At 72.3% G+C, this 22,156-nt stretch carries 23 protein-coding genes; 11 read left to right on the top strand and 12 right to left on the bottom strand.

The annotated features are described in order from the left end of the window. Positions 1–81: 81 nt before the first annotated feature. Both Raf01_RS00510 and Raf01_RS00505 read right to left on the bottom strand, forming a co-directional pair. Positions 82–600 (bottom strand): DinB family protein, encoded by a 519-nt coding sequence (locus Raf01_RS00510; RefSeq protein ID WP_203915656.1) that lies wholly within the window; start codon positions 598–600, stop codon positions 82–84. 93 nt (positions 601–693) lie between these two features. Continuing rightward, a complete protein-coding gene (locus tag Raf01_RS00505) occupies positions 694–1,380 on the bottom strand; it encodes an ArsR/SmtB family transcription factor (RefSeq protein ID WP_239133266.1) in 687 nt (228 codons plus the stop codon). 258 nt (positions 1,381–1,638) lie between these two features. On the opposite strand from Raf01_RS00505, the gene Raf01_RS00500 reads away from it, so the two are divergent. The 3 genes from Raf01_RS00500 to Raf01_RS00490 all read left to right on the top strand — a co-directional run bounded on the left by Raf01_RS00500 (position 1,639) and on the right by Raf01_RS00490 (position 5,999). Next, a complete protein-coding gene (locus Raf01_RS00500) occupies positions 1,639–2,685 on the top strand; it encodes a cytochrome P450 (protein ID WP_203915654.1) in 1,047 nt (348 codons plus the stop codon). Positions 2,686–2,766: 81 nt separating this feature from the next. Next, complete coding sequence (locus Raf01_RS00495; protein WP_203915653.1) at positions 2,767–4,128, top strand: M20/M25/M40 family metallo-hydrolase; 1,362 nt, start codon at positions 2,767–2,769, stop codon at positions 4,126–4,128. Next, entirely contained in the window at positions 4,125–5,999 is a 1,875-nt protein-coding gene (locus Raf01_RS00490) for a prolyl oligopeptidase family serine peptidase (RefSeq protein WP_203915652.1), read from the top strand. The genes Raf01_RS00495 and Raf01_RS00490 overlap by 4 nt, the downstream gene beginning before the upstream one ends. A 52-nt stretch (positions 6,000–6,051) precedes the next feature. Here the strand turns inward: Raf01_RS00490 and Raf01_RS00485 are convergent, their stop codons facing one another. Continuing rightward, positions 6,052–6,810, bottom strand: a complete 759-nt coding sequence (locus Raf01_RS00485) for an AraC family transcriptional regulator (protein WP_203915651.1) — start codon at positions 6,808–6,810, stop codon at positions 6,052–6,054. 54 nt (positions 6,811–6,864) lie between these two features. On the opposite strand from Raf01_RS00485, the gene Raf01_RS00480 reads away from it, so the two are divergent. Both Raf01_RS00480 and Raf01_RS00475 read left to right on the top strand, forming a co-directional pair. Next, complete coding sequence (locus Raf01_RS00480) at positions 6,865–7,437, top strand: class I SAM-dependent methyltransferase (protein ID WP_203915650.1); 573 nt, start codon at positions 6,865–6,867, stop codon at positions 7,435–7,437. 48 nt (positions 7,438–7,485) lie between these two features. Then, positions 7,486–7,854 carry a VOC family protein gene (locus Raf01_RS00475; protein ID WP_203915649.1) on the top strand — a complete coding sequence of 123 codons (369 nt, stop codon included), beginning with the start codon at positions 7,486–7,488 and terminating at the stop codon, positions 7,852–7,854. A gap of 19 nt (positions 7,855–7,873) precedes the next feature. Here the strand turns inward: Raf01_RS00475 and Raf01_RS00470 are convergent, their stop codons facing one another. Then, positions 7,874–8,320, bottom strand: a complete 447-nt coding sequence (locus Raf01_RS00470; RefSeq protein WP_203915648.1) for a protein-tyrosine phosphatase family protein — start codon at positions 8,318–8,320, stop codon at positions 7,874–7,876. Further along, positions 8,317–9,501, bottom strand: a complete 1,185-nt coding sequence (locus Raf01_RS00465; protein ID WP_203915647.1) for a hypothetical protein — start codon at positions 9,499–9,501, stop codon at positions 8,317–8,319. The genes Raf01_RS00470 and Raf01_RS00465 overlap by 4 nt, the downstream gene beginning before the upstream one ends. Before the next feature lie 237 nt (positions 9,502–9,738). On the opposite strand from Raf01_RS00465, the gene Raf01_RS00460 reads away from it, so the two are divergent. Continuing rightward, positions 9,739–10,668, top strand: a complete 930-nt coding sequence (locus tag Raf01_RS00460) for an ADP-ribosylglycohydrolase family protein (RefSeq protein ID WP_203915646.1) — start codon at positions 9,739–9,741, stop codon at positions 10,666–10,668. An 84-nt stretch (positions 10,669–10,752) separates the two neighbouring features. Here Raf01_RS00460 and Raf01_RS00455 read toward each other — a convergent pair whose 3' ends face one another. Together Raf01_RS00455 and lipB are read right to left on the bottom strand one after the other, a co-directional pair. Beyond that, positions 10,753–11,607 carry an RNA polymerase sigma factor SigF gene (locus Raf01_RS00455; protein WP_203915645.1) on the bottom strand — a complete coding sequence of 285 codons (855 nt, stop codon included), beginning with the start codon at positions 11,605–11,607 and terminating at the stop codon, positions 10,753–10,755. 252 nt (positions 11,608–11,859) lie between these two features. Beyond that, positions 11,860–12,567 carry a lipoyl(octanoyl) transferase LipB gene (gene lipB, locus Raf01_RS00450; protein WP_203915644.1) on the bottom strand — a complete coding sequence of 236 codons (708 nt, stop codon included), beginning with the start codon at positions 12,565–12,567 and terminating at the stop codon, positions 11,860–11,862. Between the two features lie 168 nt (positions 12,568–12,735). Here lipB and Raf01_RS00445 point away from each other — a divergent pair, with 168 nt between their 5' ends. Further along, positions 12,736–13,176 carry a hypothetical protein gene (locus Raf01_RS00445; protein ID WP_203915643.1) on the top strand — a complete coding sequence of 147 codons (441 nt, stop codon included), beginning with the start codon at positions 12,736–12,738 and terminating at the stop codon, positions 13,174–13,176. Positions 13,177–13,212: 36 nt separating this feature from the next. Here Raf01_RS00445 and Raf01_RS00440 read toward each other — a convergent pair whose 3' ends face one another. From Raf01_RS00440 to Raf01_RS00430, 3 genes are all read right to left on the bottom strand, one after another. Next, complete coding sequence (locus Raf01_RS00440; RefSeq protein WP_203915672.1) at positions 13,213–14,316, bottom strand: RNA polymerase subunit sigma-70; 1,104 nt, start codon at positions 14,314–14,316, stop codon at positions 13,213–13,215. Beyond that, a complete protein-coding gene (locus tag Raf01_RS00435) occupies positions 14,222–14,998 on the bottom strand; it encodes an SDR family oxidoreductase (RefSeq protein WP_203915642.1) in 777 nt (258 codons plus the stop codon). The genes Raf01_RS00440 and Raf01_RS00435 overlap by 95 nt, the downstream gene beginning before the upstream one ends. Positions 14,999–15,083: 85 nt before the next feature. Then, on the bottom strand, positions 15,084–15,554 hold the full coding sequence (locus Raf01_RS00430) for a hypothetical protein (protein WP_203915641.1): 471 nt from the start codon (positions 15,552–15,554) through the stop codon (positions 15,084–15,086). A gap of 133 nt (positions 15,555–15,687) precedes the next feature. Between Raf01_RS00430 and Raf01_RS00425 the strand changes: the two genes are divergently transcribed. The 3 genes from Raf01_RS00425 (at position 15,688) to Raf01_RS00415 (ending at position 18,261) form a co-directional block, all read left to right on the top strand. Further along, positions 15,688–16,377 carry a response regulator transcription factor gene (locus Raf01_RS00425; protein ID WP_203915640.1) on the top strand — a complete coding sequence of 230 codons (690 nt, stop codon included), beginning with the start codon at positions 15,688–15,690 and terminating at the stop codon, positions 16,375–16,377. Next, entirely contained in the window at positions 16,374–17,657 is a 1,284-nt protein-coding gene (locus Raf01_RS00420; protein WP_203915639.1) for a sensor histidine kinase, read from the top strand. Before Raf01_RS00425 ends, Raf01_RS00420 begins: the two co-directional genes overlap by 4 nt. 106 nt (positions 17,658–17,763) lie before the next feature. Next, positions 17,764–18,261, top strand: a complete 498-nt coding sequence (locus Raf01_RS00415; protein WP_203915638.1) for a PepSY domain-containing protein — start codon at positions 17,764–17,766, stop codon at positions 18,259–18,261. Between the two features lie 54 nt (positions 18,262–18,315). Here the strand turns inward: Raf01_RS00415 and Raf01_RS00410 are convergent, their stop codons facing one another. Together Raf01_RS00410 and Raf01_RS00405 are read right to left on the bottom strand one after the other, a co-directional pair. After that, on the bottom strand, positions 18,316–19,167 hold the full coding sequence (locus Raf01_RS00410) for a DUF72 domain-containing protein (RefSeq protein WP_505973659.1): 852 nt from the start codon (positions 19,165–19,167) through the stop codon (positions 18,316–18,318). A gap of 385 nt (positions 19,168–19,552) precedes the next feature. Continuing rightward, entirely contained in the window at positions 19,553–20,332 is a 780-nt protein-coding gene (locus Raf01_RS00405) for a TetR/AcrR family transcriptional regulator C-terminal domain-containing protein (RefSeq protein ID WP_203915636.1), read from the bottom strand. Between the two features lie 67 nt (positions 20,333–20,399). On the opposite strand from Raf01_RS00405, the gene Raf01_RS00400 reads away from it, so the two are divergent. Further along, positions 20,400–21,980 (top strand): MFS transporter, encoded by a 1,581-nt coding sequence (locus Raf01_RS00400; protein ID WP_203915635.1) that lies wholly within the window; start codon positions 20,400–20,402, stop codon positions 21,978–21,980. Positions 21,981–22,156: the final 176 nt, after the last annotated feature.

Raw genomic sequence — 22,156 nt, 5'->3', positions numbered from 1 at the left:
TGACGCGTGACGGCCTGACGACGGCCGGGTGTCCGGGTTCGGACGCCCGGCCGCGTCTGTCCATGATGGACGAACGAGCGGTCAGCCCATGGTCTTCTGGCCGTCGATGGCCTCACGGATGATGTCGGCGTGGCCGGCGTGCTGCGCGGTCTCCGCGATGACGTGCAGCAGCACCCGGCGCACCGACCAGCTGGCGCCCGGCTCGAACCACGGCGCCTGCGGAAGCGGGTGGGACGCGTCGAGGTCGGGCAGCGTCGCGACCAACTCGTCGGTCTCCCGGGCGACCTTGTCGTATGAGTCGAGCAGGCCGGCCAGCGTCTCGCCTTCGAGCATGCGGAACAGATCGGCCCAGTCGCCGAACTCGGCCGACCTGGCCTGCATGGCCTCGGCGCCGCCGACCGCGAAACCCAGCCACGCCGCCTCCGTGGCCGCCACGTGTTTGACCAGACCGCCCAGGGTCAGAGCGCTGATCGTGGTGCGCTGTGCCGCCTGCTCATCGGTCAGGTCGCGCACCGTGTAGCGGAGAAAACCGCGATGCCTCCCGAGGGACGCCAGGAGATCGGCGCGCTCACCGGTCAGGATCTGCTGGGTCATGCTCATGCGTCTGCCTCTTCTGCCAGCCCACTGCCCGGGCAGGTCGATGAGGAGAGACTACGGCCGACCACTGACAATTCCGGTGCTCGATGGTGGCGTTCAGGCGATGGCGGCGGGGTCGATGCCGAGCAGGTCCGCCAGCGCGACCTCGCCGGCCCGGGTGACCCGGACTGCCCGGCCGCTGCCGATCCGGTCCACCCAGCGGTGCTCCATCAGGTACCGGCAGATCCGCGCGCCCGCGACGCCGGCCAGGTGCGGCCGGCGCTCGGTCCAGTCCAGGCACGCACGGGCCAGCGGCCGGCGGGACTCGCGCAGCTCCGCCGCGGGGATGTCCAGCGTCTCCGTCAGCCAGGCCAGCCCGGCGTCGGTCAGTGCGAACCCGGTGCGCTGCTGCAGCAGGCCGGTGCGGGTCATCGCGCCGGTGATCTCGACGCCGAGACGGCCGGCCAGATGGTCATAGCAGGTGCGGCCGCGGGCGAGGGCGGCCGACGCGGTCGCCTGGCGCAGTGACCGGGCCGGCGGTCGGGGCGGGTCGAGGTGCGCGGTCAGCTCCTCCAGCAGCTGCGCGACGTCCGGGCTCGCCAGCTGGACGTACCGGTGCCGACCCTGCCGCGCCTCGACGAGCAGGCCGCCGTCGATGAGCCGGTTGATGTGCTCGGTGGCGGTGGACGGGGCGACTCCCGCGTACCGGGCCAGCTCGCCGGCGGTCCACGCCTGACCGTTGAGCAGGGCGAGGCAGAACGTGGCCCTGGTGTCGTCGGCGAGCAGCCTGGCCAGGCGGGCCAGGTGACTGCCGCCTCGGTCGGCCGAGCCGTCGCCCGGGGAGGCCGGGCCGCCGCCGAGAGGGGTCGGGTCGGCGCCCAGGGGGGTCGAGGCGCCGCTCGGGGAGATCGAGGCGGCGCCGGGGGAGTCCGGGCCGCCGCCCAGGGAGGTCGAGCCGCTGAACCGGGAGATCACGGCTCCCTCCTGCCGAAAGGTCATCTCACCATTGTTCCAGGCGTCCTTTCGGCGCCGGCCGAAGCGACGGCGCCCTAGAGTCGCCGCATGCCCGTCGCCACCCGCATCACCGTCCGCCGGCACGCAGAGGTCCGGGCCGTGCTGCTCGACCCCCGGTTCGGGGTACCGCCAGTCCCGCGCACCGCGGCCACCTCCGGGATCGCCTGGCTCCGGGCGCACGTCTCCCGGTTCAGCGCCGGCGCCGACCATGAGCGGCGGCGCGCCCTGGCAATCGACGAGCTGGTCCGGATCGGTACCGGCACCCTGCGCCAGCGAGCCGCACAGCGGACCGCGGCCGTACTGGCGGCGACCGGCGTACCGGTCGACCTGATGGCCACGGTGGCCCGCACGGTACCGGTCGGGGTGCTCGCCGAGGCGCTGGGCGTCACCGATTCCGACCAGTCTGGCTCGGCGCGTCTGGCGCCGCGCGACGACCCAGACCAGTCGGCCGACAAGTCTGGCTCGGCGCGTCTGGCGCCGCGCGACGACCCGGACCAGTCGGTCACCGCGGACGTGGCGCTCGTGTCTGGTGCGTACTTCCCGGGCAGCGACGCCGGCCCGTTGGTGGACGCCGCCGTCGCCCGGCTCGTCGCGTCGTTCGGCGGTGTCGCCGACGAGGCGACCGCGGCCCGCATCGGCCTGCTCGTCCAGGCGTGTGACGCGACGGCAGGACTCATCGGCAACACCGTGCTGGCGCTGTCCCGGCACCGGTACCCGGATCCGACCGACGCCGTGGTCGCCGAGACCCTGCGGTACGACCCGCCGGTACGGGCGATGAGCCGGGTGGCGCTGGCTCCGGCGTGGATCGACGGCCGGCAGGTACCGGCGGGCACAGCGGTACGGCTGGACATCGCCGCCGCCAACCGCGACCCGGACGTGTTCCGCGACCCGGATCACTTCGACCCGGCGCGCCCGGAACGGGCCCGGCACCTGACGTTCGGCGAGGGGCTGCGGCCGTGCCCGGGCAGCGGGCACGCGTTCGCGCTCGCGGTCGGCGTCGTGGACGCGGTACGGAATCACCAGCTCATCGAGGCCGGGGTGGACCTCGACCCGTCGGCGAACCTGCGAGTTCCGGACCGCGTCGTGATCACCTGAGCGGGCCGGGGCCCTTGACACCTGCGCCCGATGCGATAGCTCTTGAGGAGAGGATCGGATCGGCTCAGGAGGGGGAACGACGTGGATGTCACCGAAACGGCCGGTATGCGGGATACCGTGTACGGCCGTCAGGGCGAACTGCTCGACCTGCTCATCGACTACCTGCGGCAGCCCAGCGTCAGCGCGACCGGTGAGGGTTTCCCGGCCGCCACCCAGCGCGCGATGCGGGAGCTGGAGCTGGCCGGGTTGCGTGCCGAGGTGTGGGAGACGGCCGGCCGGCCGTGCGTGTTCGGCCGGGCCGACGGCCCGCCGGGTGCGCCCACGGTTCTCATCTACGGCCACTACGACGTGCAGCCGGTCGGGCCGTCGGACCTGTGGCGCACCACGCCCTTCGAGCCGGTCATCGACGCCGGGCGGATCTGGGCGCGCGGGTCGGGCGACAACAAGGGCCAGCACTACGCGCACCTGCAGGCCGTCCGGCTGCTGCGCGAGGCGCGCGGGGGCCTGCCGGTCACCGTCAAGATCATATTGGACGGTGAGGAGGAGGTCGGCAGCCCGAACCTGGAGGAGCTGGTCAGCCGGCAGCGGGACGCGCTCGCGGCGGATGTGGTCATCTACAGTGACGGGCCGGTGGACAACTCCGGGCAGTGGTGCGTGAAGCACGGCGTACGCGGCGTGCTCGGCATCGGGCTGCACGTGCGGTACGCCGACCGTGCGGTGCACTCGGGCAACTTCGGCAACGTGGTACCGAATCCGGCATGGACACTCGTGCGGGCGCTGGCCTCGATGCGCGACGACGACGGCAAGGTACTCATCGACGGCTTCTACGACGACGTCGTACCGCTGGGTGAGGCCGACCGGGAAGCGTTGCGCGGCCTGCCGCCGGACGACAGTACGCTCGCCGACTTCGGTGTGGCCGAGATGGACCCGGCGTACGGCGACCTCTCGTTCCAGGAGCGCCTGGCCGCGCTGCCGACGCTGACCATCAACGGGCTGCACAGCGGCGACCCGCAGCGCACCATCATTCCGCACGAGGCCCGGGCACGCATCGACATCCGGCTGGTGGACGGCCAGCGGCCGGAGGCCGTGCTGGAACGGGTCCGCGCGCACCTGGCCCGGCACGCCCCGGACGTGGTGATGACTCAGGAGATGGGGGTACCGCCGGCGCGTACCCCGATCGACAACCCGTTCACGCCGCGGATCGCCCGCGCGATGGCGGCGGTCACCGGCCAGCCGCCGCTGCTCGTCCCCGCGATGGGCGGCACGCTGCCGGTGTACGTGTGGAACCAGGTGCTCGGCGTTCCTGCGCTGGGCATCCCGTTCGCGAACGTGGACGAGAACAACCACGGGCCCAACGAGAACCTGGAGGTGAGCCGGTACCTCGACGGCATCGCCATCTCGATGGCCGTGCTGTCGGAGCTGGCCGGGACGGTGGCGCGGTGACCGCCCCCACGAGCCCGGTGCCGGAACGGATCGCCGCCGTCCGGCCGGCGCCGGGGCGGCTCGACCGGTTCGCGCTCACCGTGCTGCGGTCGGACGGGTACGAGTTCGCGACCTGGGACGGCCGGTCGGAAGACATCCGGTTCACCGGTATCGGCACCGACGGGTTCGGTCAATCCAGCTGGGTCTCCAGCGACGGGACCGCGATCCTGCGGCTGGTCGACGACAAGGGCGACGAGCTGGGGCACATCCACCACGTCCCGCTGGACGATCCGGCCGGAAGCCGGGACCTGACGCCGGGCTGGTCCCGCTACGTGGTACGTGGCGGTGAGGCCAGCGTGGCGAGCGACCGGCACGCCGTCGCGGTGGTGAACGCGGACGGGTTCTTCCTGCTGGTACTGCGGGCGGACGGGAGCGAGCCGGTGGTCGCGTACCACAGCCGGTCCGAGGCGTGGTACGGGCGCATCTCCGCGGACGGGACGCTGGCCGCCGTCGACACCACCGACCACAACCCGGGGTACCGGCGGTACGCCGTCACCGTCGTCGACGCCGCCACCGGTGCCGTCATCGGCGTACGGCGGGCGGCTGCCGGCGGCACCGTGACGTCGGTGCGGTTCTCGCCGGTACCGGGCGACGACCGGCTCCTGCTCAGCGAGCAGGCCGGCGACGCGGAGCGCTCGCGCCCGATCGTCTGGGACCCGCGCACCGGCTCGGTGGTGGAGATCCCGGCCGCCTCGACCGACTGGCCGGAGGGACAGCTGATCGGGCTCGACTGGCACGAGTCCGGTTGGCTGCTGCTCGGCGAGCAGGACACCGGCCGCCAGCGGCTCCACGTCCACTCCCTGGCGACCGGCCAGACGCATCGGGTGGAGGTACCCGATGGCAGTTTCTGGAGCGAGCTGGGGCGGACCTCCTGCTTCGACGCGGACGGCGACGTGCTGGCCTGCCGGGAGACCACCGCCGAGCCGTTGCGGGTGTGGCGGTGGCGGCCGGGGCATGTGGCGCACCCGGTCCTGGCGCTCGGCTCGTCCGGCGGGCGGCCGGCTCGCCACGTGACGTTCAGATCCGGCGGCGGCGCGCGGATCCAGGCATGGCTCACCACACCCGAGGCGCTCACCACACCCGGCACGCTCACCACACCCGAGGCGCTGGCCGCGCCGGACGCGGCGGCCCGCGGCCCGGCCGTCATCGAGGTGCACGGCGGCCCGCACGTCTACACCTCCGACGCGTACAGCACGAGCGCCCAGGCATGGTCGGCGGCCGGCTTCGCGCACCTGAACGTCAACTACCGCGGCTCGACCGGGCGCGGCCGGCAATTCGCCGAGCAGATCTGGGGCGACGTCGGGCGGCTGGAGTTGGAGGACATCGCCGCGGCGCACCGGTACCTGGTCGAGGAGGGCATCGCCGATCCCGGCCAGATCTTCATCTCCGGCGCCTCGTACGGCGGCTACCTGACGCTCTACGCCGCCGCGCGCCTGCCGGAACTCTGGGCCGGCGCCATCGCGTCGGTCGCGGTGGCCGACTGGACGCTGTCCTACCGCGACGCCGCCGACGCGCTGAAGGCGGCCATGCGGATCTGGTTCGGTGGCTCGCCCGACCAACGGCCCGAGCTGTACCGTGACCGTTCACCGCTCACCCACGCCGCGGCGATCCGTGGCCCCGTCCTGATCAGGCAGGCGCGGTACGACTCCCGCACCCCGCCGGCCCAGCTCGCCGCGTTCGTCGAGCGGCTCACCGAACTCGGTGTGGAGCACACGGTCAGCTGGACGGATGGCGGACACGCCGGTTCGGGCACCACCGCGAAACAGAAGCACCTGGACGACTCCATCGCGTTCGCCCGGGCGGTGCTCGACCGGAGGCCAGCCGGCGAGTAGCGGCCCGGAGGCCGTGTCTCGAAGTGCTGGACCGACCACTTCGGGACACGGCCTACTCAGGGTTCCGGAAGTAACCGCCGGGGGTGAGTCCCGTCTCCCGGTGGAACGCCGCGACGAAGGCGCTCGGCGTGCCGTACCCGACCCGCCGGGCGACCCTCGCGACGGACTCACCGGCGGCGAGGTGGGGCAGGGCGGCCTGGAGCCGGACCGCGGTGCGCCACCGGCCGAACGGGATGCCGGTGTCGGCACGGAACGCGCGGGCCAAGGTGCGCGCGCTCGCCCCGACGTGGCTGCCCCACTGCGCGAGGCTGCGCGCGTCGGTCGGATCGGCGCGCAGTGCGCGGGCCACGTCGCGGGCCCGTTCGTCGGTGGGCATCGGTGCGTCGATTGTGGCCCGGTTGACCGGTTCCAGGACGTCGATGAGAACCGCCTCGGCACGCGCGCGGCGCTGCGGATTCAGGTTGGTGTCGGCCAGGTGGTCGATCAGCCCGGCCAGCAGCGGTCCGGCGGACAGCGGCTGAGGTGCCGGCCAGGTGACCGGGCAGGACTCCGGCCGCAGGTACAGCGACCTCATGGTGGCCCGGCCTGACGCCATGACCTCGTGCGGTACGCCGGCCGGTATCCAGAGCGCGCGGGTCGGCGGCAGTACCCAGGTGCCCGCCTCGGCCGCCACGCTCAACACCCCGCTGCGGGCCCAGGCGAGCTGGTGTTCGCCGTGCGTGTGCCGATCGATCCGGTTGCCCGGCGCCAGGCCGCGCGTCTTGACCAGGATCGCGGCGGACGCCTTGGGTGCGTGTCCGTCTCGCGACATGATTTGGAAGCCTACGTCCTGGAACCAGGGCGGCGCACTTCCTAGCGTTGAGCCATGAACGAGAACCACGCGAAGCGCTGTTCCAGCCCGGAGTGGGCGGAGTACCTGCAGACCGAGGTCCTGCCGTGGCTGGTGTCCGGTGTGGACCTGGGGCAGGGAATGCTGGAGATCGGGCCGGGACCGGGTGCGGCCACCGACTGGCTGCGGCACCGGGTCAAGCGGCTCGTGGCCGTGGAGGCCGAGCGGCCGGCCGCCGACGCGCTGACCGCGCGGTACGCGGGAAGCAACGTCGAGGTCGTCCACGGTGACGCGACCGACCTGCGGTACGCCGACGGGGCCTTCGACTCGGTCGGCTCATTCACGATGCTGCACCACGTGCCCACGGCGGCCTTGCAGAACGCGCTGCTCTCCGAGGCACTGCGGGTCCTGCGACCCGGCGGCGTGCTCATCGGTTCGGACAGCCTCGCCAGCGACCGCCTGCACCATTTCCACGAGGGCGACACGTACAACCCGATCGAGCCGAGTGTTCTGCTGGTGCGGCTGCAGACGCTGGGCTTCGCGCGGATCACCGTGCGGGTCGACGATCGGGTGCAGTTCGTCGCCCAGAAGCCCGAGGTGTCCGACTGACCGTCCACTGTGGACGTCATGGGTCGCGGGCCGGGTATATTCGCCGGCATGGCCTTTGTGTTCACCCGGATCCACCACGTGCAGCTGGCTATCCCGCCCGGTGGTGAGGAGGTAGCCCGCGGGTTCTACGGCGACGTCCTCGGGATGACGGAGCTGCCCAAGCCGGCGGTGCTGGCGGCCCGCGGCGGCTGCTGGTTCGCCGCCGGCGGGTGGGAAATCCACCTGGGCGTCGAGCAGGAGTTCGTACCGGCGCGTAAGGCGCACCCCGGCGTACTCGTCGACGATCTGGACGCGCTCGCGCAGCGCCTGGAGGCGGCGGGCCGCCCGGTCCAGTGGGACCCGCACTTTCCCGGGCACCGCCGCCTGTACTCGGCGGACGACCACGGCAACCGCCTGGAGTTCCTGCAGCCGCTGTGAGTCCCGCGGCGGTCGGCGGCTACCGGAACCGGGTCACGTACCAGCGCTGCCAGGGCGTCTCCACGGCGTGCGCCGAATAGTGCTCACGCACATAGGCGACCGCTTCCCGGTTGGGCACTCCGTCGAGCACGGCGAGGCAGGCCAGCGCGGTGCCGGTGCGCCCGCGCCCACCGTGGCAGGCGACCTCGACGCGCTGGGTCGCGGCGCGCTCCCACGCCTCGCGCAGCGCATCCCGGGCGTCCTTGCGGTCGGCCGGCAACCGGAAGTCGGGCCAGCGCACCCAGCGGGTCTCCCACGCGACCGGCGGAGGTTCCTGGCCCAGCAGATAGAGCCCGAACTCGGGCGCCGCCCCGGCGGGTTCGGGCCGGCCGAGCCCCCGGCCGCGAATCAACCGGCCCGAGGGCAGTCGCAACACACCCGCCTCGGTGGGCTCCCACAAATCCGTCACGCCCCTCAACCTACTCATTGCAGGCCGCCGAACAGATTCGACAACCGCTCCCAGAACGAGGTTTCGCCAACGGCGTATCCGGCGAACGGCAGGAGCAGGCTGAGATTGCGCAGGGTGAACCGCCGCCGGATGGTGGCGTCGACCGGCCAGGTCGGGGTCGCTTCCAGCGCCTCGAAGCGGCTGACCAACGCGGCGAGTTGCCCCTCCTGGTCCTTGCGGTCAGGGACGTGGGCGTCCTTGAGCCGGCCGCGGATGTCCTCGATCTGCCGGGACAGCCGATCCGATTCGCGCCACAGTTCGCCCTCCTTCTCGGCGCGCATGATCTCGTGAATGGACCGCATCGGAGCCACGAACGCCAGCACCTCGGTCGCCACCGCCGCCCCGAACAGCCACCGGTACTGCGGCACGTACGAGCCGTACCTGGCGCCCAACCCGTGGTCTCCGGAGATGGCGATGAGGAAGAGCCAGACGACGAAGAAGGCGGCGGGTACCGCACCGACGAGCGACTGGTACATGTAGAACGCCCCGAGGGGTCGCAGCCCGCCCGCGCCGTCCGGGTGATCCGGGATGACCCGCAGCCTCAGCCGGTGCCGGCGCAACTGATTGCCGAGGCGTCCGTGCGCGGCCATCCGCCCGATCCAGGCACCGGTGACGAGGGCGGCCAGCAGCGCCGGTACGAAGTATCCGGCGAGCAGGCCGGCGTGCCGCAGGCTCATGCCGCTCACCGTCTCGATGCCGATCCACGGCCCGGACACGGCGAACGCCAGGAGGATGACCCCGCCGCCGACCGCGGCCCAGTGCCGCGCGACCCGCTCGAGATCGGCCGACAACCTCCGCGCCGCGTCGCCCGGCGCGCCGTCGATGGTGTGCCGGTCGTCGAGCCGCCCCAGCATCCGGCGCATCTTCAGCGGGGTGCCGCGGACCAGCGACCAGGCCACGGCGACGGCGAGCCAGGCGGACACCCACATCGTGTCCCAACGCCGGGGGTCCAGGCCGTGCCACCAGATCGCCTGCGACGTCGCGGCGACCGGCATGGACCAGGCCAACCACCGCAGGTACCGCGGGGGATGGTCGTCGTGGAGGCGGAACGCGTCCCCGGCCAGCAGCGCGCAGACACCGGCGATCCAGGCGCTGTCCAGCCAGGTGTCACGGCCCAGTCCGGTCGCGGGCACGATGATCGCTCCGGTCGCGACCGCCACCCCGACTCCGATGGCGGCGTGGCGCGACGCTCTGGTCCCGTGGTGCGACACGGGGCGGGCGCCCGCCTGTGGCGGGGCAGTCAACAGCGGCTTGGTAGGACCCATCACCAGTCCGGGAGATCGGGACGCGGGTCGGCCCGGTCGGAACCGTCATCCGTGACGGAGCGTACGTCGGTGATCTCGAACTGTCCGTCGGGTACCCGACCGGGCCGGCGGAGTGGCAGGATCGCGGTCGACATGACCACTTGGCGACTCTGCTTCGACAGTTTGAACGGGCTGTCCGTGGGCGACGCGGTGGGCGCCCAGTTCTTCGTACCCGGAACCTGCGTAGCGGACGTCGACGGCGACCACGAGCCCGCACAACCCTGGCCCTGGACCGACGACACCGAGATGGCTTGTTCGATCGTCGGGGAACTGCGTGCCCGCGAACGGATCGATCAGGACCGGCTGGCCGCCGCGTTCGCGCGACGGTTCGAACCGTACCGAGGCTACGGTGGCGGCGCTGTGATGCTGCTGCGCCGGATCCGGGACGGCGTACCGTGGCGCGACGCCTCCCGGGCGGCGTTCGGCGGCCAGGGATCGATGGGCAACGGAGCCGCCATGCGGGTCGCGCCGCTGGGCGCGTTCCACGCGGGCGACTCCCGCACCGCGGCGCTGGAGGCGATGGCGTCGGCGGAAGTCACGCACGCTCACGCGGAGGGCATCCTCGGTGCGGTGGCCGTGGCGGTCGCCGCCGCCGAGGCGGGCTGGGCACGCCTGATCGGAGACCGGCCCGAGCCCGCCGAATTCCTCGACGGGATCCTGCCGTACCTGGTCGACAGTCGGGTGAGGACAGGCGTCGAGCGTGCCCGGCGGCTGATCGGCGCGAGCGTGGCGGAAGCGGCCTACGTACTGGGCAACGGGTCCGGTGTACTCGCGCAGGACACCGTGCCGTTCGCGCTGTGGGTCGCCGCGACGCGCATCGGCGATTACCGCGCGGCGATCCTCGCCTGCGTCGAGGCAGGCGGGGACGTCGACACCACGGCGGCGATCGTCGGCGGCATCGTCGCCGCGTACACCGGCGAGGAATCGGCCCGCGCCACGGTCGCCGGCACGAGAGTCGCCGGCACTCCGGCGGCGTGGCTGCGGCGGCGCGAGCCGCTACCCCCGCTCCTGCCGGACACCTGAGCCTCGCCCGCGTTGTGGGCCCGGCCCGCTCTGACACGCGTGAGCGCGGCCCGGCTCGCCGGGCCGCGCTCACGTTCGCCGCGCTCAGGCCGGATTGGCCAGGTGGTCGCGCATGGTGGCCAGAGACTTGGCCAGCATCCGGGACACGTGCATCTGGGAGATGCCGACCCGCTCCGCGATCTGGGTCTGTGTGAGGTTGCCGAAGAACCGCAGGATGACGATCTTCTGCTCGCGCGGGCTCAGCGCCTCCAGCGCCGGACCCAGCGACGCACGGTGCTCGGCCAGCGCCAACTCGTGGTCCTCGACGCCGAACAGGTCGCCCAGTTCGGTGCCGTCCTCGCCGTTGCCGACCAGGCTCTGCAGGGACACCGCGCTGTAGGCGCGGGCACCCTCGAGTCCTTCGAGGACCTCGTCCTCGCTGCGCTTGAGGTGCTCGGCGATGTCGGCCACGGTGGGGGACCGGCCGAGCCGCTGCGACAGGGTACTGGTCGCCTCGTTGATGTCGAGCTTCAACTCCTGCAGCCGGCGGGGTACCCGGACGTCCCAGGTACGGTCCCGGAAGTGCCGCTTGATCTCGCCGACGACCGTGGGTACCGCGTACGCGGCGAAGTCGTTGCCGTACTCCGGGTTGAACCGGTCGATCGCCTTGATGAGCCCGACGGTCGCGATCTGCACCAGGTCGTCCAGCGGTTCGCCGCGACCATTGAAGCGTTGGGCCAGATGCCTGGCCAGCGGCAGCCACGCCTGGATGGCCCGGTCGCGCACCGTTGCCCGGCGCGCGTCGTCGGCCGGCAGCGCGGCGAGGTCCTTCAGCAGGGCGACGGCCTTGACATCGACGGGCGGCTTGCGGGTGTCCCGCGCCGCTGGGCGGTCGAAGTGGGCGTCGGTCGGGTGCTCGTCGTGGCGAGCGATGGACTGGGTTGCGGTCAGCGCGGTCATGGTGTTCCTTTCACACCCATCCCACGTCGATTCCACCCGCGCAGCGATCCGCTGAGGGTAAGTCACGGATGGACACGACACGAAGGTCGTATACGGCAGGGGCGCCCACGCCTTGAGCGCCACCAACAACCCGGCAGGGTCGTTCGCCCGGGCCCCGGTCGGAGGAACCTCACGACCAAGCGATCAACCGAGCACTGTGACCATACACCCGATGGGTGGCTGACCGAAAGTACGATCGCCGAAAACGGGTGATCAGCGGATCTTGGCGACGGTGGACCTGCCCAGAGCGGACCCGTCCACAGCGTCGGTGCTGCCCAGGGCGGTGCTGCCCAGAGCGGCAGCCACGGCGTCGCGCACCTCGTTCTCGGCCGGAACCGGCCGCCCGCGCTCCGCCGCCAGCTCGGCCAGCGACGTCATCGCCACGTCGGGCAGGCCGCACGCGGTGAACTCGGAGAACGCCCGCAGGTCCGGCGCGATGTTCAGGGCGAAGCCGTGACTGGTCACGCCGCCGCGGATGCGCATGCCGATGGAGGCGAGCTTGCGGTGGTCCGCCGTCCACACGCCGACGAGGCTCTGCGCCCGGGGCGGGGTGTCCCGGCGGATCGTCGGGAATCCGAGGGCGTCGACCGCGCGGATGAGGCCGTTTTCCAGCCAGCGCACGACGTCCGCCGGCCCACGTTCGCGCAGGTTCATGACCAGGTAGCCGATGAGCTGTCCCGGGCCGTGGTATGTCGCCTGGCCGCCCCGGTCCACCTCCACCAGCGGGATCGAGGTGTGCGTGGGCAGCTCGTACTGGGGAGTCCGGCTGCCGTACGTGATGACGGCGGGGTGGTTCAGCAGGACGAGGCGGTCTGTGATCAGGCCGGCCTGCCGCTGCCGTACCCACTCGGTCATGTCCGCGATCGCCTCGGTGTACGGCACCTCGCCCAGATCGATCCGCTCCAGCGCCTGCCCGTCCATGCCGTACCTCCGGCCACCCGCGCACCGTCGACAACAGCTCAACACTACTGAGCGTGCGGGTTCCCGGGCCGGGAACGGAGCGTGATGGCCGGCACACCGCCCGCGGCGCGGAACGCGCCTTGCTCGGTCCACCTACGCTATGCCTCACCACTGGGTGAGGGGCAGCCGATGAGTGTTCACCACACGCGAGCCATCTTCTATCGGGGCGAAGGCCGCTCATACCAGCGGACGTACGGCGTCCGGCTCGACGGCGAGGTCGTCGCGTTGCTGGAGCGCAACGAGACCCGCAGCGTCCCGATCAGCCCCGGATACCACGTCGCCCAGGCGTTCGTGAAGGGCGGCAGAGGCACGCTGGTCGGCAGCCGCAGGCTCGAGTTCCAGGCGCCGGAGGGCTCGGGGGTCCGGATCCGGGTGGAGTACGCCGGGAGCTTCCTGATCGGACTCTGGCGGGCCTTCACCACGAACCGGTGGCTACGGCTGGTCGTGGAGACCGAGGGCGTCGACCACCATGAGCAGCCCGGCGCCATCGCGGCCGCGGTACTGCGCCGCCGCGCACGCTCCGGCCAGAGGCGCGAGAGGCGCCAGGAAGGTCCGATCCGACCGTTCTGAGGCCGGTCCGCCGTTCGCGTTGTCGCGCCTCGCCGTTCAGGTCGCGAGTGTGGGCGCGATGCCGAACACGGGTACCAGGCTCGGGTCGTTGAACGAGGTGATGCGGCCGATCCCGGGTCCGGCCAGGGTCAGGACCTGGACGCCGTACGCCGCGAACCGGCCGTCGTCACCACGCCGGTACACGACGGCCGCCGGCTGGCCGTTGGCGCTGGTGGGCACCATCCGCCACACGTTCCCGCGGAGCACCCGGCTGGCCAGGAACCCGACGACCGCCTCCCGGCCGGTGAACCAGGTGCGGATCGGCGGCATCTCCAGTTCGACGTCGGCCCGCAGCAGGCGAACCAGCGCGTCGGGGTCGGCCCGGGTGAACGCGTCGACATAGCGGTCGAGCAGAGCCCGGCGAGTCTCGTTGTCCGGCTCGGCCAGCTCGCCCTCGGCGGGTCCGGCCTCGGCCATCCGGGCCCGGGCGCGGCGCAGCGCGCTGTCGACGGCCGCGGTCGTCATGCCCAGCATCTCGGCGACCTCGGCCGTCCGGAACGCCAGTACGTCGCGCAGCGTCAGCACGGCGCGTTGCCGGGCGGACAGGAACTGGAGCGCGGCGATGAAGGCGAGCCGCAGCCCGTTCCGCCCGGCGACGACCGCAGCCGGATCGCCGGCACCGAACGCCGCGTCGGGGGCCGGCTGCAGCCACGGTACCGACGGCTCGCGGACGGTCACGACCTCCCGGTGATCGTCCGAGGGGGCGCCCAGCCCCGAGGGGAGCGGCCGCCGGGCGCGACTCTTCAGCGCGGTCAGGCAGTTCGCGGTGGCGATGGCGTAGAGCCACCGCCGCACCGAGGAGCGGCCCTCGAACCGGTCGTACGCGCGCCACGCGCGCAGGTAGGTCTCCTGCACGAGGTCCTCGGCGTCGTGGATAGAGCCGAGCATCCGGTAGCAGTGCGCGAGCAACTCCGGCCGGAACGGCTCGGCCAACGCGGCGAACTCGGTCTTCGGGGGCACGGCTTCTCTCCGGGTACGGTGATGTCCACTGTAGGCGGCGACTCTTCTAGGCGACCGGACGCGTTCCGTCGCCGGCGATCCGGTACTCCGGAGCGCTGTCGGGGTCGGTGGCGAGGTCCACGACCGCCTTGGCGACCTGATCCGGGGTGAGGATCGGTTGCATGCCCTCGACGAAGGCGTCCCGCTCGACGCCCTGGCGCGCCGCGTAGCCGGCCACCCCGGCCGAGCCGAGGTCGGTGGCCGGGGTCAGCTGCGGAAGCAGCGCGAGGAACCGGATGTCCAGGCCGGCCCGCGCCGACTCGTCGGCGGCGTACCCGCGGAGGTAGCGGATGGCGGCCTTGGCGCTGGCGTACCCGCCGCTGAGCGGGGAACCGGCCAGCGCGGCACCGCTGGACATCGCGACGACCACGCTGCCCGGTGCCAGCGGCTCCCGGAGCGCGGCCCGGGTCCAGGCGAAGACGTGCCGGGTGTCGGTGTGCCAGTTGCGGCTGAAGGTCTCCCAGGTCTGCTCGTGCACCGGCGCCATGTGCGGGGTGGCCCCGGCGTTGAGGACCAGCAGCCCGGGACGGTACTCACGGATCACGTCTTCGGCGACGGCCTCGTCGGTGGCATCGGCGGCGACGGGGATGAAGCCCTCGCCGAGTTCGTCCCGTACGGCACCCAGCCGTGCCTCGTCGCGGGCGATGCCGACAACGCCGGTGCCCCTCGCGACGAGCGCGGCGGCGATCGCGTGCCCGAAACCGCGGCTGGCGCCGGTCACGACGGCGGTGGAAAAGGAAATGGACATCGGGCTCTCCGGGTGGTCGTCGGATTCGGTCCCCATCGAGACCAGCGGCCGGAGGGGAATCCGTCGACCCAGTCGGGGTCGAAGCAGTGAGCTTGGTCACACTCGGGGGCTCCGGTGACCGTCAGCGGTCGGGGGTCTCCGTCGCCTGCGGTACGCCGTCCCGGCAGACCACGGTGACCCGGTACTCGTCGGCGTGGCCGTGTTCGACGTCGACTTTGAAGCGCACCCACGCCGTCTCGGCCGGGCCGGCGCTGGATCCGTCGAGCCGGTATCCGGATCGTGGGGTCATGGTGTCCAGAGTCGCCGTGCCGCCGCCGCAGGTGGCCCACAGGCTCCCGCCCGTGGTCGGGAAGTACCGCCGGACCGGGCTGGAGGCGGCCGGGCCTGACGCGGACGGCGGTGCGCCGGACCGCGCCGGGCTGGCTTGCTCGTCCGGCGACGGTGAGGTTCGGGCGAGCCGGTTTTCGACGTCGTGCTGACTCAGCGGCTCGCCACCGGTGCCGCCGAGCGTGCTGACGCTGGCCACGCCGGCGATGGTCGCCCCGGCCAGGGCGGCGACCCAGACGGCCGCGATGACAATCCCTCGACGCACCGGTCCAGTGTCCGCCCGCGAACGCTAAGAAACGGATAAGAGCGGGCTAGCAATGCGGAAAGAACGCCGCTGGGCGCCCTGACCAGGCGTGCGGGCCATAGTCGGGGGAGGGTCGGGCGGTTAGCGTGAGTGCGTGGCGAAGGTGTTGATCGTGGAGGACGATCCGGCGATCCGTACCGGTGTGGTCCGGGCACTGAGCGAACGCGGGCACGCCGTGGCCACCGCCGCCAATGCCTTGACCGGGTTGCAGCTCGCGGTCGCCGAACGTCCCGAGATCGTGCTGCTCGATCTGGGCCTGCCCGATCTGGACGGCCGCGAGGTGCTGCGGATGCTGCGGGCGGTCAGCCCGGTGCCGGTCATCGTGGTGACCGCCGCCGGCGCGGAGGCGGAAATGGTACGGGCACTGGACGCCGGTGCCGACGACTACATCGTGAAGCCGTTCGGGGCACAGCAACTGGACGCGCGCATCCGTGCGGTGCTGCGCCGGGTCGGCACCGACGAGCGGGACGCGACGGTCACGGTCGGCGGGCTCTGGCTGGATGCCCGGGCGCGGCGGGCGACGCTGAACGGCCGGGATCTGGATCTCACGCCCCGCGAGTTCGACATGCTGCACTACCTGGCGCTGCGCCACGACCAGGTGGTCGCCAAGGGCGAGTTGCTGACCCACGTGTGGCAGATCCCGTACGCGAGCGCCGACAAGACCGTCGACGTGCACCTGTCCTGGCTGCGTCGCAAGCTCGGCGAGACCGCGCTGGAACCCAGGTACCTGCACACGGTGCGCCGGGTCGGCATCCGGCTGTCCGCCCCGGCCGACCAGCCATGAGGCTGAGGGAGGCCGCACTGCTGGTCGCGGCGATGACCCTGGTGCTGGCGGCGCTGCTGGTGCCGCTGGCCCGCCTGGTCCAGGTCTCGGCGCCCGACCGTGCCGTGGGTGCCGCCACCGACAAGGCGCGCAACCTGGAGTTCCTGGTGGCCACGTTGGGACGGGCCGACCTCGACGTGGCGGTGACGCAGGCCAACAGCGACGTGCCCCGATACCCCGCCACGGTGTACCTGCCCGGTGGCGTGGCGCTCGGCGCTCCGGCACCGCGTACCCCCGCGGTGGAACTCGCCTCCCGCGGATCCAGCTTCACCGCCGCGGGGCGCGGCGGCTGGGAGGTGGTCGCGGCGGTCGCCGCCAGCAGCTACCACGGCGCGGTCGTGGTGCGGGTGTTCGTGAGCGACGCCGAACTCACCCGGGGTGTGCACCGGTCCTGGCTCATCCTCGCCCTGCTCGGATTCGGTGCGCTGGTTCTCTCGGTACTGGCCGGGGATCGGCTGACCCGCGCCACCGTGCGCCCGATCCGCGAACTGGCCGACGTCTCTCACCGGCTCGCCGCCGGCCAGTTGGACGCGCGCTCACCCGTGCACGGACCGGCCGAGATCCAGGCGGTGGCCGCCGGGCTCAACCACCTCGCCGGGCGCATCCAGGACCTGCTGCGCCAGGAACGCGAGTCGGTCGCCGACCTGTCACACCAACTGCGGACGCCGCTGACGGCCCTGCGGTTGGAGGTGGACGCCACTCCGGGTACCGCCGCGATCGCCGAACACGTCGTGACGCTGGAGGCCGCGGTCACCCGGGTCATCGAGCAGGCCCGGCGGACGGGTACGCCACCCCCGGCCGTGTGCGACGCCGCCGAGGTCGTGGCGGCCAGGTGCGCGTTCTGGCACGCGCTGGCCGAAGACCAGCGGCGCCCGTCGCGGGTCGCGGTGCCCGGGCAACGGCTGCCGGTCGGTGTCACCGAGACCGACCTGCGCGCCAGCCTCGATGCCTTGCTGGGCAACGTTTTCTCTCACACACCGCAGGGCATCGGGTACACCGTCTCGGTCACCGCGCGATCCGGCGGTGGTGCGCGGGTGGTGGTCGAGGACACCGGGCCGGGATTTCCCGCGATCGACGCCGTGCGGCGCGGCGCGAGCGGTGCCGGCTCGACCGGACTGGGCCTGGACATCGCCCGGCGTACGGCCGTCGCCAGCGGAGGGAGCCTGGCGATCGGTACCGGTGGTGGCGGGGGCGCCCGCGTCGTGGTCGAGTACGGCCCGCCACCGGACCCCCGCACCTGACGTCTTTGCCGTTCCTTATCGCGCGCACTGCCCGCCGATAGCCGCCGTACCCGCACTGTCGAAGTCAGCCGCACACGACGCGGGTCAATCCTCAGCGGAGGGCATCATGCGCAAACTGCTTATCGTCCCGGCCGGAATCGCCACCGCCGCGATCCTCGCCGCCGCGGGAATCGGCGTGGCCAACGCGGCCACCGCCGGTTCGGCCGAGTCGCACCCGACCCGGCAGGCCGCCACCACCCCCACCGCCTCCGTCGGGATCAGCCGGAGCGACGCCGAACGGGCCGCAGTGGCCGCGGTACCGGGCAGCACGGTCATCGAGACCCGGCTGGACACCGACAACGGCCGTACCGTGTGGAATGTGCATCTGTCCACATCGGACGGTGTGCTCGAGGTGAAGGTCGACGCCCGGTCAGGTGCCGTACGCCTCGACGGCGACGCCCCGGGCCGGGCCGGCGGGGCTCCCAGCCGGAACGACGACCGCGGCGATCGGGCCAACGACGACCCGGCGACGCACGATGCGGGCGACGACCACGGGCACGGCGGCGACGACGTTCACGGAGGCGGCCACGGTCACGGCGGCGACGACGGCCCGGGGCACCACTGACCGCATGCCGGCGACGGTGGGTACGGGACCCGTGCCCCCGCCGCCGGTTTGCGGTCAGAACAGAGTCAACGGTTCGTCCGCGATCGGCTCCGGCAACGCGTCGAGTTCCGGTACCCGTGCCCGTACCTCGTCGTGAAAGCGACGGGCGAGCATGGGCGCCTCGGCGTTGTCCGGGGTGTGGATGAAGACGGTGGGCGAGCGACCCTCACGCAGCCACTCGACGACGATGTCGACCCAGCGCCGCCAGCCCTCGACCGTCTGCGCGACGGCGTCCCGTCCGAGGTACCGGACGATCGGCCGGTCGGTGCGCGCCAGCGACCGGAACGGCATGTGTGGTTTCTTCGTCCACGCGTCCCGCTCGGCGTCGCTGGTCGGTGGGCTCCGGAAGAACGCGGTGGTGTCGAACGGGATCCATTCGGCGGTCGCGGCGGCGAGCGCCTCTTCGAGCGCCCGGGTCGCGCGAGGGTCCTCGAAGAAGGCAGCGTCGCGGACCTCCACGGCGTACCGGTGGGACCGGCTAAGGCCGCGCAGGAAACGGGCCAGCGTGGGGACGTCGGTCGGGCCGAATGAGCCCGGCAACTGGATCCAGAGCGCGTCCGCCCGCGGGCCGAGCGGCTCGACCGCGTCCAGGAACGCGCGAAGCGCGTCGTCGACGCCGGTCAGGCGGCGCTCGTGCGTGATGAGCTTGGGCAGCTTGATGACGAACCGGAAGTCGGGGTCGGTCTGCCGCGCCCACGAGGCCACGGTGTCCCGGGCCGGGGTCGCGTAGAACGTGGTGTTCCCCTCGACCGCGTTGCACCAGTGGGCATAGTGGCGCAGGCGCTCATCGGACGGCAGCGGGTGCGCCAGGAAGCGGCCCTGCCACGCCTTGTGCGTCCACATCGCACACCCCACGTGAAGACGCACGGCTCCGCCCCCTTCTCTGGACTCGGCGTCACTCTCGCCGCATCGTATCGACCGCTGGTCTGAGCTAACCTGCTGTCATGCCGGTTGATTCCAGGCGCGCTCGACCCGACGACCAGCGCGCGGGGTCGGGAAGGCACCCAGTCGCATAGTGACCGTGCGGTTCCTCAACCGGCCGAAGGTCTCCTACGCCACGGGCGCGCTCCTGATGGCGGGGTAGGCGATCGCCGCCGCGATCACCTGGCCTCCGTCGTTCGCCGTGCTGCGACCGTTCGCCGTCGGGGTTCTCCTGATCCTGCGTGGCGTGGTGCGGCACCTGATCCTGCGCCGGAGGCAGCGGCGGCTGGTGGCCAAGCAGGTCGCCGGCTCCTGAATACCCGAGCCGGGCTCAGTCGGCCCGGTGCGGTCCGGCGTCCGGCTCGAGGCTGGCACCGATGCCCGCCAGGAGCCAGTCGAGCCCGAGGTTGAAGTACCGGTCGCGATCGGCCGCGGACGAGGGCTCCGGCGGGCCGACGCTGGACAGCTGCGGGAACTCCCCGGTGGCGATCAGGTCCCGCTGGTACTGGCTGACCGCCTGCCGCGACCGTGTCGTGGATCGGTGCTCCGTCTCGGCCGAGCCCTGCTCGTCCAGGGCGAAGGTGATCTGGCCGACCACGTACGTCTCCACCGTGACGCCCACCGCCTGCTTGGTCTTCGGGTCGGCGTCGAGCGTCCTGACCGCGGCCAGCAGCTGCTCCTGGTAGCGGGTCCCGTGCGGACCGAGGAGGACGTTCCGGCCGATCAGCTCGACCCACCAGGGGTGCGCGAGCAGCGCCGCCCGGGTCCGGGTGGCCACGGCCCGCAGGGCCGGCCGCCACGGATCGGGCAGGTCGGGGACCAGCATCTCGGCGCAGACCTCGTCGACCATGAGGTCGAACAGCTCTTCCTTGGACTCGATTCGCGCGTACGAGTAGATGCTCATCGGTCTCGCGTCGAGTTCGATGGCCAGGCGGCGGACCGAGACGGCCGCGAGGCCCTCGGCGTCGGCCACGCGGATGGCGGCCGCCACGATCGCCTCGCGCGTCAGCGCCGCCCGGCGCGTGGTCGCCGGGCGTGTCCATACCAGGCTCGGCTCCGGGGTTTCGGCTGTGGATCCGTCCTCGGCCGGAAGCGCAGATCGACGCGGCATCAGGTCGGGATCGTACCCGGAGCATCCGGCCTGGCGCAGAAAACCACGAACCGATACAGTGTCTCGCATGCGAGACGCTGTATCACTTTCATCCGCGCGCGCCCCGTCGCTCAAGTGGTGGGCCCTCGGCGCCGTCTGCCTGAACGTCCTCGCCATCGGCCTCGACGGCACCGTCCTGTCCGTTGCCCTACCGACGCTCGGCAGGGCGCTGGACGCGTCGGCATCCGACCTGGAGTGGTTCCAGGCCGGATACCTGCTGTTGCTGGCCGCCGGCGCGATCCCGGCCGGTCTGATCGGCGACCGGTTCGGCCGGAAGAGGCTGTTCCTGGGCTCCCTGGCCGTCTTCGGGCTGGGGTCGGTGCTGTGCGCCGAGGCTCCCACCCCCTCGGTGTTCCTGGCCGCCCGGCTGATGATGGGTCTGGCCGGGGCCGGCAGCACGGTCATGGCGCTCTCCGCACTGACCGTGCTGTTCGACGACCGGGAACGGCCCAGGGCTGTGGGCGTCTACGAGGCGGCCACCTTCCTGTCGCTCCCGCTCGGGCCGATCCTCGGTGGCTGGATGCTCTCCCGGTTCTGGTGGGGCTGGGTCTTCCTGCTCAACGTGCCGGTCGTGGTGCTCGGCCTGATCATCGGAATGGTCCTCGTCCCCGAGTCCCGGGCCGAGCAGCGTCCCGAGCTGGACCTGGTCGGCGCCGTGGCTTCGGTGGCCGGCCTGGTCGCGCTGACCTACGGGCTGATCGAGGCCGGCAAGAACGGCTGGGGCGACGTCGCGGCCGTGACGCTCATGATCGCGGGCTTGCTCATGCTCGGCGGCTTCGCGCTCTGGGAACGCCGGCTCGGCGCCCGCGGAGGACATCCCATGATCGACCCGGGACTGCTCCGCTCCGCCTCGTTCACGGTTCCCGCGGTGCTGAGCGGCGTGGCCGGCCTGGGCATGATCGGCCTGTTGTTCGTCATGCCGCAGTACTTCCAGGCGATCCGCGGCGTCGACTCCCTGGGTTCGGGCCTGCGACTGCTGCCCTTGGTGGCTGGGCTCATCGTCGGTGCCCTGCCCGCCGGCGCGCTGGCCAAGCGGCTGGGGCCGAAGCTCACCGTCGCCCTCGGCTTCGTCCTGCTCGGCCTGGGCGCGGCGCTCGGCATGGCGACCCGTGCGGAGTCGAGCACGGCTTTCGTCGCGGTCTGGATGTTCCTTCTGTGCGCCGGCACGGGCCTGGTCCTGACCGCGTCCACCGCCGCGGCGCTGTCCCGGCTGTCGCCGGACCGCAGCGGGATCGGCTCCGCCGTCGTGCAGGCGTTCCAGAAGACCGCGGGACCTCTCGGCACGGCCATCGTCGGCAGCGTGCTGACTGCCGGCTATCGGTCCCGCCTCGGGCTCGGCGGCCTCCCCGAGACCACCGCGGCGCTCGCCCGCCAGAGCGTGTACCAGGGCGTCGCGGTCGCCCGCCAGTCGGGCTCGGCCGCGCTCGCGCGGTCGGTCCGCACGGCGTTCGTCGGCGGCGTCGACATGTCCCTGCTGGTCTCGCTCGGCACGGCGGTGGCCGGGGTCGCGATCGCCCTGGCGTTCCTGCCCTCTACCCGCCGCGAGGCCGGCGCGACTGAGCGCTCGCGGGCGACGGAGGACGACGGGCTTGTGCGCCTTGACGATTGACCCGCACACCGTGCGACAGAAGGGCAGGGGCCCCGCGTCGAGGCTGGTTCCGGTGGCACGAACGGACGATTGCGAGGTCAGGTGAACCGCTTGCGTTGAGACCTACCCGAGGTCGCGTGTGGTGCGATCCAGGCGGTTCCCAGCTTTTTCCGAGGTTCTGTCATACCAGGACAGTA

The organism is Rugosimonospora africana, from assembly GCF_016862975.1.
GTDB classification, from domain to species: domain Bacteria; phylum Actinomycetota; class Actinomycetes; order Mycobacteriales; family Micromonosporaceae; genus Rugosimonospora; species Rugosimonospora africana.
Note: the sequence above shows the minus strand (reverse complement) of the source record. Positions and strands in the feature narration are given on the sequence as shown.

What these genes read in the sequence shown, in the direction of transcription:
- Raf01_RS00510 (WP_203915656.1), bottom strand. Translation starts at nt 600, where the DNA reads ATGAGCATGACCCAGCAGATCCTGACCGGTGAGCGCGCCGATCTCCTG.
- Raf01_RS00500 (WP_203915654.1), top strand. Translation starts at nt 1,639, where the DNA reads ATGCCCGTCGCCACCCGCATCACCGTCCGCCGGCACGCAGAGGTCCGG.
- Raf01_RS00485 (WP_203915651.1), bottom strand. Translation starts at nt 6,810, where the DNA reads ATGTCGCGAGACGGACACGCACCCAAGGCGTCCGCCGCGATCCTGGTC.
- Raf01_RS00480 (WP_203915650.1), top strand. Translation starts at nt 6,865, where the DNA reads ATGAACGAGAACCACGCGAAGCGCTGTTCCAGCCCGGAGTGGGCGGAG.
- Raf01_RS00475 (WP_203915649.1), top strand. Translation starts at nt 7,486, where the DNA reads ATGGCCTTTGTGTTCACCCGGATCCACCACGTGCAGCTGGCTATCCCG.
- Raf01_RS00470 (WP_203915648.1), bottom strand. Translation starts at nt 8,320, where the DNA reads ATGAGTAGGTTGAGGGGCGTGACGGATTTGTGGGAGCCCACCGAGGCG.
- Raf01_RS00460 (WP_203915646.1), top strand. Translation starts at nt 9,739, where the DNA reads ATGACCACTTGGCGACTCTGCTTCGACAGTTTGAACGGGCTGTCCGTG.
- Raf01_RS00455 (WP_203915645.1), bottom strand. Translation starts at nt 11,607, where the DNA reads ATGACCGCGCTGACCGCAACCCAGTCCATCGCTCGCCACGACGAGCAC.
- lipB (WP_203915644.1), bottom strand. Translation starts at nt 12,567, where the DNA reads ATGGACGGGCAGGCGCTGGAGCGGATCGATCTGGGCGAGGTGCCGTAC.
- Raf01_RS00445 (WP_203915643.1), top strand. Translation starts at nt 12,736, where the DNA reads ATGAGTGTTCACCACACGCGAGCCATCTTCTATCGGGGCGAAGGCCGC.
- Raf01_RS00435 (WP_203915642.1), bottom strand. Translation starts at nt 14,998, where the DNA reads ATGGGGACCGAATCCGACGACCACCCGGAGAGCCCGATGTCCATTTCC.
- Raf01_RS00420 (WP_203915639.1), top strand. Translation starts at nt 16,374, where the DNA reads ATGAGGCTGAGGGAGGCCGCACTGCTGGTCGCGGCGATGACCCTGGTG.
- Raf01_RS00415 (WP_203915638.1), top strand. Translation starts at nt 17,764, where the DNA reads ATGCGCAAACTGCTTATCGTCCCGGCCGGAATCGCCACCGCCGCGATC.
- Raf01_RS00405 (WP_203915636.1), bottom strand. Translation starts at nt 20,332, where the DNA reads ATGCCGCGTCGATCTGCGCTTCCGGCCGAGGACGGATCCACAGCCGAA.
- Raf01_RS00400 (WP_203915635.1), top strand. Translation starts at nt 20,400, where the DNA reads ATGCGAGACGCTGTATCACTTTCATCCGCGCGCGCCCCGTCGCTCAAG.